The sequence below is a fragment of the Neorhizobium descurainiae genome (genome assembly GCF_051400715.1).
Lineage (GTDB): Bacteria > Pseudomonadota > Alphaproteobacteria > Rhizobiales > Rhizobiaceae > Neorhizobium.
On sequence record NZ_JBLFFK010000025.1, the window covers coordinates 12,093 to 27,246 of the forward strand.

11 protein-coding genes are annotated in these 15,154 nt (G+C 59.7%); 3 read left to right on the plus strand and 8 right to left on the minus strand.

Annotated elements, in window-relative coordinates; all coding sequences use genetic code 11:
- The first annotated feature begins 13 nt into the window (after positions 1 to 13).
- The 3 genes from ACMGE0_RS28600 (at position 14) to ACMGE0_RS28610 (ending at position 2,667) form a co-directional block, all read left to right on the plus strand.
- Positions 14 to 682: an NADPH-dependent F420 reductase gene (locus ACMGE0_RS28600; protein WP_436819277.1), complete on the plus strand. Its 669-nt coding sequence runs from the start codon at positions 14 to 16 to the stop codon at positions 680 to 682.
- Entirely contained in the window at positions 679 to 1,674 is a 996-nt protein-coding gene (locus ACMGE0_RS28605; protein ID WP_436819278.1) for a zinc-binding dehydrogenase, read from the plus strand. Before ACMGE0_RS28600 ends, ACMGE0_RS28605 begins: the two co-directional genes overlap by 4 nt.
- Before the next feature lie 78 nt (positions 1,675 to 1,752).
- Positions 1,753 to 2,667 carry an SDR family oxidoreductase gene (locus ACMGE0_RS28610; protein WP_436819279.1) on the plus strand — a complete coding sequence of 305 codons (915 nt, stop codon included), beginning with the start codon at positions 1,753 to 1,755 and terminating at the stop codon, positions 2,665 to 2,667.
- 1,724 nt (positions 2,668 to 4,391) lie between these two features.
- On the opposite strand, the gene ACMGE0_RS28615 is transcribed toward ACMGE0_RS28610, so the two are convergent.
- The 8 genes from ACMGE0_RS28615 to ACMGE0_RS28650 all read right to left on the minus strand — a co-directional run bounded on the left by ACMGE0_RS28615 (position 4,392) and on the right by ACMGE0_RS28650 (position 15,118).
- Positions 4,392 to 4,895 carry a hypothetical protein gene (locus ACMGE0_RS28615; protein ID WP_436819280.1) on the minus strand — a complete coding sequence of 168 codons (504 nt, stop codon included), beginning with the start codon at positions 4,893 to 4,895 and terminating at the stop codon, positions 4,392 to 4,394.
- A gap of 29 nt (positions 4,896 to 4,924) precedes the next feature.
- Positions 4,925 to 9,364, minus strand: coding sequence for an RHS repeat-associated core domain-containing protein (locus ACMGE0_RS28620; RefSeq protein WP_436819281.1), 4,440 nt, complete (start codon positions 9,362 to 9,364; stop codon positions 4,925 to 4,927).
- Entirely contained in the window at positions 9,357 to 9,863 is a 507-nt protein-coding gene (locus ACMGE0_RS28625) for a hypothetical protein (protein WP_436819282.1), read from the minus strand. The genes ACMGE0_RS28620 and ACMGE0_RS28625 overlap by 8 nt, the downstream gene beginning before the upstream one ends.
- Complete coding sequence (locus ACMGE0_RS28630) at positions 9,860 to 10,447, minus strand: PAAR-like domain-containing protein (protein WP_436819283.1); 588 nt, start codon at positions 10,445 to 10,447, stop codon at positions 9,860 to 9,862. The genes ACMGE0_RS28625 and ACMGE0_RS28630 overlap by 4 nt, the downstream gene beginning before the upstream one ends.
- Positions 10,447 to 11,652, minus strand: a complete 1,206-nt coding sequence (locus ACMGE0_RS28635) for a DUF2169 family type VI secretion system accessory protein (protein WP_436819284.1) — start codon at positions 11,650 to 11,652, stop codon at positions 10,447 to 10,449. The genes ACMGE0_RS28630 and ACMGE0_RS28635 overlap by 1 nt, the downstream gene beginning before the upstream one ends.
- Before the next feature lie 40 nt (positions 11,653 to 11,692).
- Positions 11,693 to 13,957, minus strand: a complete 2,265-nt coding sequence (tssI, locus tag ACMGE0_RS28640) for a type VI secretion system tip protein TssI/VgrG (RefSeq protein WP_436819285.1) — start codon at positions 13,955 to 13,957, stop codon at positions 11,693 to 11,695.
- 13 nt (positions 13,958 to 13,970) lie between these two features.
- Entirely contained in the window at positions 13,971 to 14,564 is a 594-nt protein-coding gene (locus ACMGE0_RS28645) for a hypothetical protein (RefSeq protein ID WP_436819286.1), read from the minus strand.
- Between the two features lie 77 nt (positions 14,565 to 14,641).
- The gene (locus ACMGE0_RS28650) at positions 14,642 to 15,118 is read right to left on the minus strand and encodes an Hcp family type VI secretion system effector (protein ID WP_436819287.1); all 477 of its coding nucleotides are present in this window, start codon (positions 15,116 to 15,118) and stop codon (positions 14,642 to 14,644) included.
- Positions 15,119 to 15,154: the final 36 nt, after the last annotated feature.

A 15,154-nucleotide genomic window follows, 5' to 3' on the forward strand; every position in this document is an offset into this window, starting at 1 on the left:
GGATTGGACGACGATGTCGATGTCAAAACAATCGACGGTCATCGCCCCCACGCTGCAGGATGCAGATTTACAGGAGCCTGCCATGAGGTTCGGATTTATCGGAGCAGGCGTGGTGGCGCAGACAATTGCACGCCGTGTCCTGCCGTTCGGCCATAAGGTCTTGCTCAGCAACAGCCGCGGGCCTGAGACCGTGGCCGGCAAGCTGGGTCGGGGTGCTTCCGCCGGCACTCCACAGCAGGCGGCCGATCAGGACGTTGTCGTTTTAAGCGTCGACTGGGCCAATGTGGCAAAGGCGCTTGCGTCGGTCCCGGACTGGTCCGGTCGGATTCTGATCGACGCCACCAACCGGATCGACCGCAACAATCCTTCCGATCTCGGCGACCTCTCAGGGCCCACATCGAGCGAGATTGTTGCCGATCAGGCGGTGGGCGCCAAGGTGATCAAGGCGTTCAACACAATCCCGATGCAATGGATCGATGACGCATCGTCTGCCAGACCGAAAACTGTGCTGTTCCTCTCCGGCGACGTTGCGAGGGCTAAGAAAGCGCTCGGCGACGTGCTCGAACAGGTCGGCTTTGCCACTGTCGATCTCGGCACACTCGCAATCGGCGGCAGGTTGCAGCAGGTCGGTGGACCCTTGGCAGGTCTTAACCTCACCCTGGTGGATCGGTTCGTGTTATGAAGGCGCTGGCTTACGAGAAAGCGCACACTCTTGATGCCTTCAGGATTCAAGAGATGGACGTCGCCGAACCACTACTGCGTGATGCTGACCTGCTGGTCGAAATACGGGCAGTCGGCCTCAATCCTGGCGAGGCTTTGATCAGAAGCATGCGCAGCGCCGAAGCAGGCGGGCGCGTCGTACTTGGCTACGAGTTTGCCGGCGTCGTGATTGGGATCGGATCGCAGGCCGGAGGCTTCGCTGTTGGCGACCGCATTATGGGCACCGGCGACGTCACCCGAGACGGCTGCTGGGCCGAGCGCCTTGCGGTGGACCATCGCGTCGCCGCCAGAATTCCGAATCACCTTTCTTTCGTTGACGCCGCGTCCCTGCCCATCGGTGGCCTGACCTCATGGGAGGCGATTTTCCGCGATCGCGACACTTTGCCGGCAGGCGTTGACTGTGTGCTCGTTGTCGGCGGCGCCGGCGGTGTGGGCTCCATGGCAATCCAGTTGCTGAAGGCCAAGACAGCCGCGTTCGTGATAGCCACCGCCTCACGGCCGGAATCGAAGGAATGGTGTGAGGCAATAGGGGCTGACCTGATCGTTGATCACAGTTGGGATGTGATTGCCCAGCTTGGCACGGCCGGCATCGACCAGGTCGATATGGTATTTTCGACCGCTGGAACAGCAGGAAGTCTGAGCTGGATCGCCACGCTGTTGCGGCCCTTCGGGCATCTGTCGGCCGTCGATCTCGCGCCACCGTTCGACGCCGGTCCGCTGATATCGAAATCCATTTCGCTGTACACCGAAATGGTGTTCGCGAAGGTGATCAGCGGCTTCAATTTGGCCAGCCAGGGCGAAATCCTTGCGGAGATCGCCGATCGCGTCGCATCGGGTGGACTGCGACCGATCGTGACGACCGGGCTCGACGGCCTCACCGCCGCAAATATGAAAACGTCGCACGAGCTGCTCGAAAGCAGGCGAACGATCGGAAAGATCGTGATTGCCGCCTGATCCTTCATCCTACGTCCGCCATCAACACGGTTCGCTACGCAACGGCGCCGCATCGACTCATCAAACGAAAGGGAAACCATGACAAATATCCTCGTCACCGGCGCAACCGGCAACATTGGTCGTTTGACTCTCCAACATCTTCTGAAGCGCCTGCCCGCCAGCAATCTCGTCGGCCTCGTACGCGACCCGGCCAAGGCGGCGGCCCTTGCCGCCGAGGGGATCGAGATCCGCCAGGGCGACTACCTCGATTACGACGGACTGGTGCGCGCGTTCGAAGGCATCGAGAAGGTGATGCTCGTGTCGGCGACGGCATTTACGGATCGGAATAGCCAGCATGAAAACGTGATCAATGCGGCACGAGAAGCGCGCGTCAAGCACATCGTCTTTATGCCGATTATTCGCAAGCCCGGCTCTGCCTTTGTCCTGCCGCAGGTCACCGAGGAGGACCTCTTTGTCGAGGAGAGGCTAAAGTCCTCTGGCCTGACTTTCACGTTCGTCCGTCATCCGCCATTTCTCGACAACATCGAATTCTACGTCCGTGGCAATGCGCTGGAGACCGGGGTTCATACGCCGGCCGGTGCAGGCAAAGCTGCGTATGCGTGCCGTGACGATCTTGCCGAAGCGCATGCCGTTGTCCTGAGCGAATCCGGGCATGAGAACAAGGCCTATTCGTTGTACGGCGACCCCGCCGTGTCCTTCGAGGATGTCGCGCAGATCCTGTCGGAAATCAGCGGCAAGCCGGTACCTTACAATGTCGTTTCGGATCAGGACTACATCGCCCAACTCATGGCAGCAGGGCTGCCCGAGCCCGCCGCCGGCTTCGTGCTCGCATGGGTGCATGGCGTCACGGCTGGCGAGTGGGACGGCCAGACCGCCGATCTGGAGACGCTCCTCGGCCGCAAGCCTGTATCCGCGGCCGAGTACCTGCGCGCCAGCTTTGCGGCACGCTTGGTGAAAGCGCCTTTCGAGAAGGAGGATGCAGCAAACGCTTGATAGCAGCCATCATCACGAGAGCGACCGGTAGCTTTCTTATCTGCTGACCAATAGCTCGGTCCAGATTTGTCGGCTACCTTACACGAGCCGCATGTGCCAGCAATCTCGGCACGACATGTTGGAGGGCGCAACATTCGCATGAACAACGTGCTCTCCGGATTAATCAACAGCTCTCGGCGCCGAAGAGGGCGGCGAGTTGACATAGGACGAGCGTCGGAGAGGGTGCGGCAGTCTTCTTCCTCACGTCCGAAGGCGCAGGCAGAGGCTGTGGCGGCCGCGAAAGCTGTCGTCTCCGTCCATTGTATACGCAATGAATGGAGATTATGGCCGGCAGGCTAGGAATGCCGTACCGGAATGGGACGTGGTAAAGTTGCCCTACTTCCCGTCGGATTGAGCGCCTGCCATCGGCGAGCATGTCGGAGACGAAGTCCAGGCTCCACCGCTGGTTCGGTCCCTGCGGCGGCGTCATCGGCGCCCGCCGTGCCCAGCGTAAGGTAAGGAAGGACGGCACGATAGAAGGGTCGGCAATAAGTTCCTGTACCAAGATCAAAGGTCACCCGCTACTGCTTTTGTACTTCAAATTTGGCGTGAATTTCAATCATTCAATTCTGATCGAAAATGCCGAGCTCGTGGCTACACTGCACGCAGTCAATGAATAGAAATCCGGCTACCTGGCGGCGACCGATCCGGTGTTGGCGCATTTCCTCCAGCACCAATGCCAAACCCGGTAACCCTCATCTCCCCGTCCGCCTCGTGGCAGTAGGAGGACCCGTCCTGCTGGGAGCGGAGCCGGTGGTATCGCTTCAAGCTAGAGATTGCCGATTACGGCCGCTTGAGAAGCTTCAAGGATACCACACATTTGATCTCGAATGATCTATGGTCGTGCTTCTGCAGGGGTCACAAATTAGCGGACGCTCATCCTCTGCAGCGCAAGGTTTGTCGTCTAGCCGCCTTGATCTTGCGGACATTCTGCTGGCTGAGCACCAACTTGTTGAAGGGAATGTCGCGCGCTGCGCTGAGGGTGATTTTTTGATGGCCTGTGCCATGTCGTTTCTCCATGACGGACCGGCCGGAGACTCTCTCCAACCCTGTCAATCCGTCACAGCTCCCCTTCCCTCCTCTCCCTCCCGCAACCTTGCCGCTCGCATGTCGGCCCGAGGCCGCGCATCCTCCACTCGATCCGCCACCGCCGCTCCCCACATTGCGGCGGTCTATTCACAGGAGCCAGCTGAAAATGAAGGCCTTTCGGGAACCACGTTTGGCCCGTCCGAACTGGAAGTCCTGGATATCGTGTTGAATGAGTAGATCGAAGCGCAAGGTCTGGCAAAGGACAGCCCGTAAACCGAACTTGCGACCGCGGTGAAACTAAATTTCTTCCGCGAGGAATATCGCGCAGTTCCGCCGCTCAGGCAGGCAGTGACAAGACACAAAGTCTATCCGATCTAATTGGATGGTAACCGACGAGAAGGCTGAGACCAGCGCAAATGCATGATGTCGTGCTCAACGAAGGCATCCGTCTACACCTCCACATCCGGAACGGGAAAGAACTCAAAAGCAATTCGACGGAACCGAATGTGAAACCCCTCGATCTGGCTCAAATGGAAGCCTTGGCCGCAGCCCGCGAGTTTCATCGCACAAAAAAGTGCCGCGGGGGAAATAATAAAGGGCAACGGGAGTGGTGTGAGACATGAGGCGATGATCGGAAGGGGGACAAGGTCGTATCATCACACGACGATGGTCCCCTCGCTTTCCTTTCGATTGAAATGGAGCGAAGTATCACGGGCCACCTCTTCCCTCACGGTGGCAGCAATCTCCTCCCACCGATCCAGCGCAATGATCTTCACTTTTGATTTTTGGGCAACAGCACCAAGTGCGGCTCTGATCATCTCGAGAAAACGGTCGAGCTTGTTGGATGCACCGGTAATCGCCTCGTAGCGCAGGCGCACGTAATATTCCACCCAGTCGCAGTCGGAAGGCTTGGACGCCCTGCCATACAGGAAGACGTCCGGATCGTCGGCGCTGGCGGCAATCCCCTGTTGTGTGGCCAGCACCGATCCTCGCAAGCTGTCTACCCAGATGTCGATATCCAATCCCCTGTGCGAGGCGGCGCGCTTTGTCTCATCGAAGCCCGCCTCCGAAATAAGGTCGGCAAGTCGCATCATCAGAGTATGGGAAACCCACAATGCGGAACTCGTGTCGGTCATCGACTGGAGGAAACCCAATTTCATTGAATCATCTCGCGCTTGGCTGGTGACGGTCAATCGATATCAAGGGGCGTTCCCCTTGGGAAGCTGCCGTCGAGGCAAGGCGGCGCCGTCGTCCGTTGACCCGCAAAATAAGACAACGAGTTGCCCGGCGGGATATTGCCGCCGTTCTCGAGGGTCTCGATGGCAATCTGCCTTGCCTCCTCTTGTTTGGCGCATTTCTTTTTCACCCGGCCCAGACGCCGGATATTGTTCGTTACGCGGGTCCGTCCGTAGCAGCGTCGCAGCCTCTCGATCTGCTGATGCAATCGGGTCGGCAGACCGGAGGACTGGGTGACGCGGTCCATGTCCGCAATACCCACCTTGAAGATATTGCCGTCCACATAGATCCGGTAGATGCCGAAATTGCCCATCGCTTCGTTGTTGTTAAGGTTTTGAAGCCCCAGCGGATCGATCCATCCGGTCGGGGAGTGGACATAGCCGAAGATCCGCAGGCCGCCCAGAAGCTTGATTGGATCGGCCGAAAGATATTGCGCTATCAGCGGATCGTAGAACCGGAAACGATTATAGTAGAGCCCTGTCTCCTCGTCCTCCCACTGGCCCTGAAAGCCGAACAGGCATAGCCGGCCGAGGTCGCTGGCTTCCGGTCGATCCTCCTCGTCGAAAACCGGTGCCGGTAGGACCCCTATGCCGCCTCCGGCCACCCTGATATCGGCGGACGACGCGGTTTGGTCGATCGTCCAGAGGCCGCGCCTTTGTCCCCACAGCCGATAGGATGCCGACCAGACCAGCATGCCATCCGGCCGGACAAGCTCTCGTGGCGTGCCGAGATGATCGGTTATAACATGTAGAACGCCGTGAGCTGCGTCATGGCGCAGCAGCGGCATGAAACTATCCGGCAGGTGATGCCACCAGACCGCAGCCTCGAAATCCTGACTGGCTGCGTCCTTGCGGATCTCGCCGATGAGGACGTCGCCATCCCAGACGAAACGCATGTCCGGTTGCGGCGTGTCCCCTACCGCTCTCCCGCCTCCAGCCAGCGTCTTGCTGATCCTTCGTCCGAATGGGTCATAGGCATAGGACCATCGCGATCCATCCGGGCAGGTAACGGCGACCAGACGATCGAGTCCGTCCCAGCCGAATAGCCAGATCTGTGGCCTAAATCCATTGCGCAGAACGCGCCGTTCAACGATACGGCCGCAAGGGTCACGTTCGATAGCGGTGCGTTCACCATTCGGCCCGAATGCCAGCTCAACCGCTCCGCTCTTGCTGTTTTGCCAAGCCGAGAGTGGCCGCCCGAGCGGCTGGTTCGGCAGGGCGGTGCTGGAGGCGGCAATGTCGAGGGTCGGTGAATAGGCAAACCGTTCGATCTCCCGGTCGTCTCCCGGGAATCCAGGAATGTCGTCCGAAACGCGCTGAAGCAGGGGCCTGCCTGAAATCGACCTGCCGCCATGTCCGGCGGTGACGACCTGCACGTTCTCGTCATAGGTATACTCGCTTTGGCCCCACAAAGGGTCCGCGACACTTATCGGAGCAAAGACGCCGTTCCAGGTAAAATCCCGGCGCCGGATCGGCGGAATGGAAGGTCCCGACACAGCCTGTCTATCCCCATGCCGCTGCTCCGGCCCGAAAGCGGTCTGACGGATCATCTGGCCGATATTGTCGTGCTCGATTTCCAGAATGAACCCTTCAGGGGTCGTTCGACGTCTTTCTCGCCCCATCCGGTCGATGTCGAGCGACAGCAGGTCCTCGTCATTGATCGAAACTCCGGTGAGCGCGCCAAGCGGATCGTAGCGATAGGCGGCCAACTCGGCTCCGACCCGCCGCTCGATGCGATTGCCGCAGCAATCGAAGCGGTTGTCGATCCTGACGCCGTTGGTAATTTCCGCTGTCTTGTGACCAAGCGCGTCATATTCAAAAGTGAGCTGAGCGTGCTGGTTCGTCGCAGAGGTTAGCCGCCCGAGGTCGTCATAGACGAAGGTTTCGGTAAGCGTCTCGCCCGTCTGCGGTGTATGGACCTCGTAACCCAGCAGCAGCCCGGATCGATCCCATTTGTAGCGGACGATACGCCCGTCCGACATGACGGTCTCTATCACACGATCGGCTTTGTCCAGACTATAGCGGGTCGTTCTTCCGTCGAAATCCGCTTCCTCGACGATCCGGCCGGCTGCATCCCTAATGAATGACCATTCGGCGCCCACCTGGTTCTTGACGGATATCAGCCGATTCTCGTCGTCATAGGAGAACCGCAGCACCGAGCCGTCCGGCCGGGTAACGGACGAGAGATAGTCAAGACCATCATACTCGTAAATGGTCCGGTTGCCTTCGCCGTCTACCTCCTCGACTATGCGGCCGTGCTCACGGGCCCGCGAATAGGTGACGACGCCGTCCGGACGGACGACCTTGGTAGGAGCAAAGAAATCCTGCCCCGGCTGATCCTCGTAGATGAATTGGGTCTTTGCGCCGTCCGGCGCGATAATCTCCGTCACCCGACCGAAGCTGTCGCGCTTAAAATGCGTCCGCCCGCCACGAAAATCCAGAATGTCGGTAAGCCGCGCGTGGATGTCATAGGCCCGTTGCTCGATCAGCCCGTCATGGCGGCTGATCCCGACGGGCTGACCGGCCGGATTGTTGCGTATCTCAGTTAGGTGACCTAATGGGTTTCTGACAAGGACCATGGCCCCGAAATCGTCGTACTCGAACTCCCAGGATTTGCCGGCATTATCGATCTGCATCAGAAGGTCGCCTTCCGGAGACCAGAGGAAATAGGTCGACCGGCCTTCCGGATCGGTGACGGTCTTGACGAAGCCGGCGGCGTCGTAGGTGTAGCGCGTCTCGTTGCCCTCACCGTCGATAACACTGGAAATGAGCCCTTCCTCGTCGAGGATCGTCCGCTTTTCGTGACCTAATGCGTTGATCTCGACGGTTATGTTGTTGTTTTCGTCATACTTGAACCGGATCGCCCGGTCGCCGTCTCCCGAAGGCAGATAGGTGCTCAGCCGATCGACGTCGTCGTATTCGTACCGTGTCGCCGGGAACCCTTGATTGGTCTCGGTGCGAATCCTTCGGCCTTTTGCGTCGTGCGCGAACCTTGCGTGATAGCGACCGTTGCGGATGACGCCGGAGATGAGCCCGTCTTCATCATAGGAGAACTCGTGGCGCTCGCCGTAAGGGCAATCCGCCAGCGTCATCCTGTCCTGCTCGTCATAAGTGTAGCGCATGACGGTCCGCCGCTCACCGTCGACGCCGGCCAGCTCGACCATGGTCCGCAGCGAACCCCGGTAGGAGAAATGCAGCGTCAAACCTTCCGGCATGCTGAGTGAGGTCAGATTTCCAGCGCTGTCACGCTCGAAGGTCAGGACATTGCTGCGACGGTCCTTCAATTCGGCAATTCGCCAAATCCCATCGCTGAATTTGTCGAAACGCGAGACGCGCTGGTTCTCCCTCAGCAGCAGGCTGCGGTTATGCGACTGCATCAGCTCGATATTGCGCTCGGAATCGCCTGCCACCCAGCCATCGGGAATGGGCGTCGGCAGCGGGAAATTGATCGCAAAGCCGTCGTCGTCGAGGAAGGTGAAGCCACCGGATTCGTTCCGGGTGATCGTCGCATCATATTCGCAAACGCGCCCGCGGCCTAACGGGCCCGAATGTTTCAGGTCGCCATAGAACGCACTGGTGACGGACACCTCCAGCAGGCCGGGGATAACAAATTGCGGATCGTCATGCAGCGGAATTCCGGTCGGCATGAAGGCAGGATTGCCGAGTATCCTGCATTCGCGCCGTCTCCGGCGATCTCTGCGTCCCTGACGGCGGCGGACGACCCTGTCGGTTCCACGGCGGCGCGCGGCGCGGCGAGCGGCCATACGGGCGGCGAGCCTGCGCGATGCCCCCCTCGCCAATTCCCTGCCGCCTTGACGAGCAATGCTACCACGGCGCAATGTAAGAATATCGAGCAAAGGGGATTCCGCAATGGCATTCATTGCCCGCATTCCGCGGACACTCCACTTGCTCTCCCACGCCTGAATGAAATCGCGATTGGCTTGCGCACGATCCTGAAGGGCCGCGTCGCGCGTGAATTGATCGGCGAGCCCTTGATTGCTGCGGCCCCAGGTCTGAGCCGGCGGCCAATCATCGTAGCGATAGGGTTCCCATTCACCCGTTCCGCTATTCGCAGGATTGCTGCCATATTGATACTCGTATGGCAGGACCTGCCGATCGATCCGGGCATCGTGAAGATCGCGCGCGATCTCGTCGCGCAGTGCCGGATCGGTGGTCTGGTTAAGTTCGTTTTGAAGTTCCTGGATTTCCCGATCCAGTTCCGCCGCTTCCTCACGCTCGCGACGGCGGTAGTCGTCAAGCAGCGTGTCCCATTCGGCCAGTGTCATGCTTTCACCAGCCCCAACGGCGACGCGACCGTCGGCATTGGCGGGTGTGACCGCGTTGTTCGGTTGACCGCCATCGCGCTGGTGAACGTTCTCCTCCCGATCACCCATCAGCCGCCTCCTGCGCTGCAAGATAGGCCGCGCCCCAAGGAGGAGCGGCGAGGTCGCAATAGGTGGAGAACTCGTAGCCCTCCGCTTCCTTTCCCGGCCGGAAGAGCATGAAGCTCTGACGGGCCGCATCGGTCATCGCCATCCATTCGGGCGAGCCGAGGGCCACGCCGTCATGAAGGTAGAGGTGGTAGTCTTCGGTTAGGAAGGCATGAAAAATGATATCGTCGAAGCCCAGCGTCAGGATGCTTTCGGTCACGTCCGCGCTCCGCAGTCGCTTGCCCGCGAAGAGGTGTGACAGCGTTTCACTGGACAGGGCGGCTTCGTCGTGAAGCAGGATATCGTCGTTACCCCTGAAGACGGCCCATTGGCATCCGTTGCAGACGAGTTCCGCCTCGCCCAACGCAGTCGCGAAATGCAGATGGAAAATGCTTCCGAAGATGTATTTGGCTTGGGAGACCGGTATTCCGATCAATGTCCGCAGATCGTTTTCAAAACTCATTGGCCGAACTCGTCTATGATGATCTGCTTGATTTCCTGAAAACCGAGATTTTGACCAGATATGATCTGATGGAGTTGCTGGCGCTGATCCTTGGTCAATCCGAATTGTTTCACCAGAGCATTGATCTGCTTGTTCTGCGCCTGGTTGTTGCCCGGTGTCCCGCCGCTTCCAGCGAGAAGTATGGGCACGTCCTCATTGCTCATGTTGCGACGCGGTTCGATGCCACCCGGTCCTGGGCGGTTGATCCAGGCGGGATCGGAATCACGGATAGCGGACCACCCCTCGGAGAAAACGGTCTCGGATCCTTTCTTGGCCAACGCATGGGATTTGTAGCCGTTGACCTTGACCCCCTTGCCGACGCCCGGTTCGTGGCCTGTGACCACCAGGGCCCGAGAATTGAGCTGGAAGTCCTGCTTGCCGTTATTGCGAACCGTCCGCGACGTTCTCACCGCCGAACCGAGGGTGACCATCGACATGTACGGCACCCTTACCATCGAAGACCCCATGGGCGTCCAACAGACATCCGGTCCCGTGCAATGCATGATGTTCGTGCCTTCGCGCCGGGCTGAAATCGGGATAGCCATCAGGCACGCTCCACTTCGGCGTCGGGATCGAGAAGCGCCGGATCACGGGCCACCTGGTCTGGCTCGAGACGCTCGCATTCGAGGCGTGCCGCTTGTTCGGGATTGGCCCACAGCAAGCTGAGGCCCTCCGTCTCCAACATGTCGAAGGGTGTGCGCCAGACGCAATAGATGCGTGGATCATCCCTGAATCGCTCGCTGATTTCCAGAAACACCGTGTCACGCGCCATTTCCAGCATCCGGTTCGAACCGTCCTTCATGGTCGTGACCGCAACCGGCCTGGAGGCAGGAATCCGGATCGAGAAATCCGGCTTGTCTGGAAAGAGGTTATGCAATTCAATCGTCACGGCGCCTTTTAAATAGCGGCTGCCCCGAATGCTCGGATGGGCGGAATTGTGGAACCGGTAGTCATAGTCTTCCGCCCATTCGGGCCAGACATTTTCCAGCCAATGATCGTCGTATGTGCCGCCGAACGGACGCCGCGGCAGCCATGCGGGGGGGATTGGCCCGAAACCTCCCACGGCCTGCTCCGCATAGGGATCGGCGAGCGCTGCATTGCGGATGAGAATCTGCGGCGCGTCGACTGGATGGGTGTGATCCGTGAATTCCTGGTCGATCAGTCCGCGACCGATCGGATTATGCTCGAAGGCCTCCAGCACCGGAAGCCCATCTTCGTCCAACCCTTTGGCCACCCTGCCGCCAAACGCATATTCGTAGCGGATAGGCAACTGCCCGATCAGGTTCGGCTGCGAAAGCTCCCAGCCGCGAAACAGGCCACGATGACGGCGCCAGTCGAATTTCTGCTCCTCCTTTAACTGCGTCAGCCAGACCGGTCGCCATTGGCGCGGACCGGTGACCAGCAACTCGGAAGCGGCGAACGTCCCGAGTTCGTCGGTGACCTTGACCGAAACCAGCCATTCCGCGGCAGGCTTGCCGCCTGGAGCATAGGCGGTCGCATCGAAAATGACATCGCTATGCGGCTTGTAGGGAACGAAATCGCTCGGATAGCGAAGGGCCGAAACGTTGAGTTCGCCGTGATAGGTGTCGGTGAAGATGAAGGGTTCCTGCTCGCTCGACAATGTACAAGAGCCGTCCGGCTCGATGTCCCAGGCCGTCTTGGCCATAAAGACACCGAACTCCTTGCCGGCGGGATTGCGGTTTGAAAAGCGCAGGTTCGCGAAAGGCGTGAAGTTGACGACTTTGACCATGGTGCTCCCAGCGGGGCCGGTGGTGGGATCAATTGAGCAATTAGTTGAGGTCTATGACTTTGCCGATCTGCTGGAAGGACCCCTCCGCCTCGAAATGGAACTTCACGCCTTTGATGATCACGGTTCCATCCTTCTTCATCACCATCTTGGCCTTACCGACCTCGATGACATATTCTTCGCCAACGGTTAGCTTCTTCGCCTTACCGACATTCTCCATGAATGTCTGACCGACATTTGTGACCTTGCTCATGCCGATCTGTTCTGCCTTGGCGATACCGACACTCGTGGACTGGAACGACCCGACGATGGTGTTCATGATGCCGGGAAAAGGGAAGAGGCCGGAGGTGTCTTCACCGACGCCGGTGCCGGAGCCGGCCAATGCCGTGCCCGCATCTGCACGCGGGTTCGGGCCCGAGACAACCCCTTGACGGTTGCCAAGACCACCAGCACTTAAGAAGCCGAGCGCCGAAGAGGCAAGCGTTCCGGCAAAGGCGGTAAGGGCCGGTCCGCCCCCGCCTGCGATCTGGCCCGCCTGCGACAGAAGGCTCGCCGTCTGACCGGCCATTCCCTGCACCGCGGCCATCAGCGCCATAGCGCTAGGTCCCGTGCCGCCTACGACTGTATTCATCGAACCGCCGATTTCGTGTTTCTGATTGCCGCCGACTTCGACAGCGCGATTGGCTCCAATTGAGGCCACCTCATGCCGGTCGATACGCTTCGTCCTGTCGTTCAGCACACGCGTGGTCTGGTCCTTCTGGGCGTGGAAGAACATATTCTCCCGGCCGGCCTCGTCCTCGAAGGTCATCTCGTTGAAGCCGGTGCCCTTGTGGGTGTTCGAGCGCATCACCATGCGGGTCTTGTTGGCCGGCAGATCATACGGCACGGCATTGGCCGGATTGGGCACGACGCCTGTCACCAATGGCCGATCCGGATCGCCGTCGATGAAGGCGACCATCACTTCCATGCCGATGCGCGGAATGATTTGCCCGCCCCAGGTGGATCCGGCCCAATTCTGCGCCACCCGCACCCAGCACGTGTCGGAGCCGTCCTTTTTCGCCTTTCGGTCCCAGGGGAACCACAGCTTGATGCGGCCATACTGGTCGGGATGGATCTCCTCGCCGGCGGGACCAGCGACGATCGCAACCTGAGTACCTTCGATCCTCGGCCGCTTCGTCTCGCGATGCGGCGTCATCGGCACACGAGACGGCAGGGCCTCGAACTCCTGAGCGTATTCCGGCTCGTTCGTATTGGTCTCATAGGAACGATCGACGACGGTGTAGGTCGCCTTGACGACCACATGCTCCTCGTAGGCATGATCGGGATGCGCCACTTCATAAGGCATGAAGCGTCTTCCCACTTCGAGGATGCGTGACGTCGAGGCGCCGAAGACGCGGTCATGATCGGCTTCGCTCGCCTGCATGCGGAGCTTTTCCGCCCGCTCCGCCTCCGCGACCGAAGAGATGCGCGCCGGATATTCGTAAAGCTCCCGCCTGGCCGCTTCCGGCATCTGCACCAGCGACGGCGTCATCGTTCCCGGCACCATGCGCGGCGTCTCGAAATTCCAGTCCGCCCCGGCACGCTGGCCCGGCACGAAGGAATAACGCCGGCTCCAGTCGCTGATATGATTGCGGTCGGAAGAGCCTTGCGCCAGACGGATCCGTCCCTCGCCTTGTGCCGAGAGGGACGGGCCGAGCCAGGAGCTGGCACTGTCGGCCACATGCAGCTTGTGCTTTCCGTCCTCGTGGGAGAACCAGTAGAATAGCCCGTCCTCTTCGAACCGGCGGGTAAGATAGGCGAGGTCCGTCTCATTCCATTGGACGGAATAATGCTGCGGTGGCGGAGGTGTGACGATGCCGGACACGTCGGGTGCCGGAATGCCGTGTTCGGAAAACAGCGTCTCGACGATATCGATCGAGGTCTTATCCATCCAGATGCGGCAGTCGGACCGCCGCGACAGGAGCCACATCTGCGGTCGCAGCACCATCGAATAGGAGCGCAGACCCCGGGTCACCGGCGGCCCCTCGTTGAGTTCCGTCACCAGACCATTGAACGGACGACGCACGCCGCCGCCTTCCCCCTCTCCCTGTTCCACCTCCACGGAGACATCCATCAGCCGGCCGATCAGCTCTTCCGGCTTGACGGAAGGCTTCTTGACCCGCGCCGAAAGCCGAATCTCGAAGAGCGAGGAAACGCCTTCCTCGATCGTCACGCGTTCCGGCAGCAGCTGATCTGCTCCGAGCGGCGAGACGATCTGGAGGATTCGGCTCGCCTGGATGAAATCCACGACGGGTGGCATATCGTTCATGGACGGGGACCTCTCAGCCTACGGCCGCCGCGGAAGCTTCGGAGAAACGTTTCTGGAAATTGTCGAGCAGCATATGCCGCTCGAAATAATGGAGGAGTTCCAGTCGGTTGGTGGCACTGTTGAAATAAGCGGCAGCGATCGGCCTCTCACCCGTCTTCTGGATGAAGGTGACCGCAGGATTGCCGTAGAGGAGACGGGTCGGGGCCGGATCCTCGCCATAGATGCGCAGAAACGGCAGCGCCGCGGATGCCCTGTAATGCTCCAGCGCCTTCGCGGTGAAGATGTTCTTTTTGCCGAGATAGCGGTGGAGGACGCCGGTCCGTCCGTTGGGACGGGTGGTCAGCTGGGTTCCGGACTCGAAGAATTCCGACAGGAATTCCCGCACGCCCGGCGACCCCTGCAACTTGCGTCCCTTGAAATAGACGTCTTCCCCGATCGTTAACGTGTAGACGTTGCGCAGCACCTGCAGATGGCTCGTGCCGATGACCTTCACGCCCTTGATCTTCGCACTGGGCGCGACCATGCCGAAGACACTCTCATCGAAGACTTCTTCGACGATGAGATGGTAGTCCGTCAGTTTCACCTTATCGATTACCGGGGCATTCATGGGAACAATCTCCTCCAAACCGGGCAGCGGGTGACGAAAGGGCGCCGAACGGAGCCGGCGCCCCTTCTGGCGGATGCTTAGGCGGCCTTGGCCGTGGAAAGATCGTAGGACGCGATCATCGGCGACTGCGGCGAATGATTCTCGTCGTAAGGCGTGTACTTCACTTCCATTTTGGTGAAGTTGAGCTTGATCGTTTCGATCGGGCGATCGCCGTTCGAATCGATCGAGTAGCTGGCAATCAGGGTATTGGTGAGCGCATATTCGATATAGGTGTCACCGGGATTTCCGGTGGTCACGAGATGGATCACCGTGCGCTTGCCGGTGCGGCCCGAGCAGGCTTCCTGGAAGAGTTTGGTCGACGAAGAGTCGCTGACCTTGGTCAGAATGACTTCCGAAACCGTCGGTTCGGAAGCTTCACGGTTTGCCGCGGAACCGGCAGACGTGTTCATGTTGCGTGAGACGTTCCAATGAATGGCTTCGATATCCATCCACTTACGGTGCTGCTCATGGGTTGCATCGCCCTGAATACCGTCGATCTGCAGATAAATCGGCATGCTGTCAGCTCTCCTGTGATCGTTTGACTTGCCTAG

Excerpts from the sequence above, each read along its gene's own strand:
- ACMGE0_RS28600 (WP_436819277.1), top strand. The coding sequence starts at position 14 with ATGTCGATGTCAAAACAATCGACGGTCATCGCCCCCACGCTGCAGGAT.
- ACMGE0_RS28605 (WP_436819278.1), top strand. The coding sequence starts at position 679 with ATGAAGGCGCTGGCTTACGAGAAAGCGCACACTCTTGATGCCTTCAGG.
- ACMGE0_RS28610 (WP_436819279.1), top strand. The coding sequence starts at position 1,753 with ATGACAAATATCCTCGTCACCGGCGCAACCGGCAACATTGGTCGTTTG.
- ACMGE0_RS28615 (WP_436819280.1), bottom strand. The coding sequence starts at position 4,895 with ATGAAATTGGGTTTCCTCCAGTCGATGACCGACACGAGTTCCGCATTG.
- ACMGE0_RS28620 (WP_436819281.1), bottom strand. The coding sequence starts at position 9,364 with ATGGGTGATCGGGAGGAGAACGTTCACCAGCGCGATGGCGGTCAACCG.
- ACMGE0_RS28625 (WP_436819282.1), bottom strand. The coding sequence starts at position 9,863 with ATGAGTTTTGAAAACGATCTGCGGACATTGATCGGAATACCGGTCTCC.
- ACMGE0_RS28630 (WP_436819283.1), bottom strand. The coding sequence starts at position 10,447 with ATGGCTATCCCGATTTCAGCCCGGCGCGAAGGCACGAACATCATGCAT.
- ACMGE0_RS28635 (WP_436819284.1), bottom strand. The coding sequence starts at position 11,652 with ATGGTCAAAGTCGTCAACTTCACGCCTTTCGCGAACCTGCGCTTTTCA.
- tssI (WP_436819285.1), bottom strand. The coding sequence starts at position 13,957 with ATGAACGATATGCCACCCGTCGTGGATTTCATCCAGGCGAGCCGAATC.
- ACMGE0_RS28645 (WP_436819286.1), bottom strand. The coding sequence starts at position 14,564 with ATGAATGCCCCGGTAATCGATAAGGTGAAACTGACGGACTACCATCTC.
- ACMGE0_RS28650 (WP_436819287.1), bottom strand. The coding sequence starts at position 15,118 with ATGCCGATTTATCTGCAGATCGACGGTATTCAGGGCGATGCAACCCAT.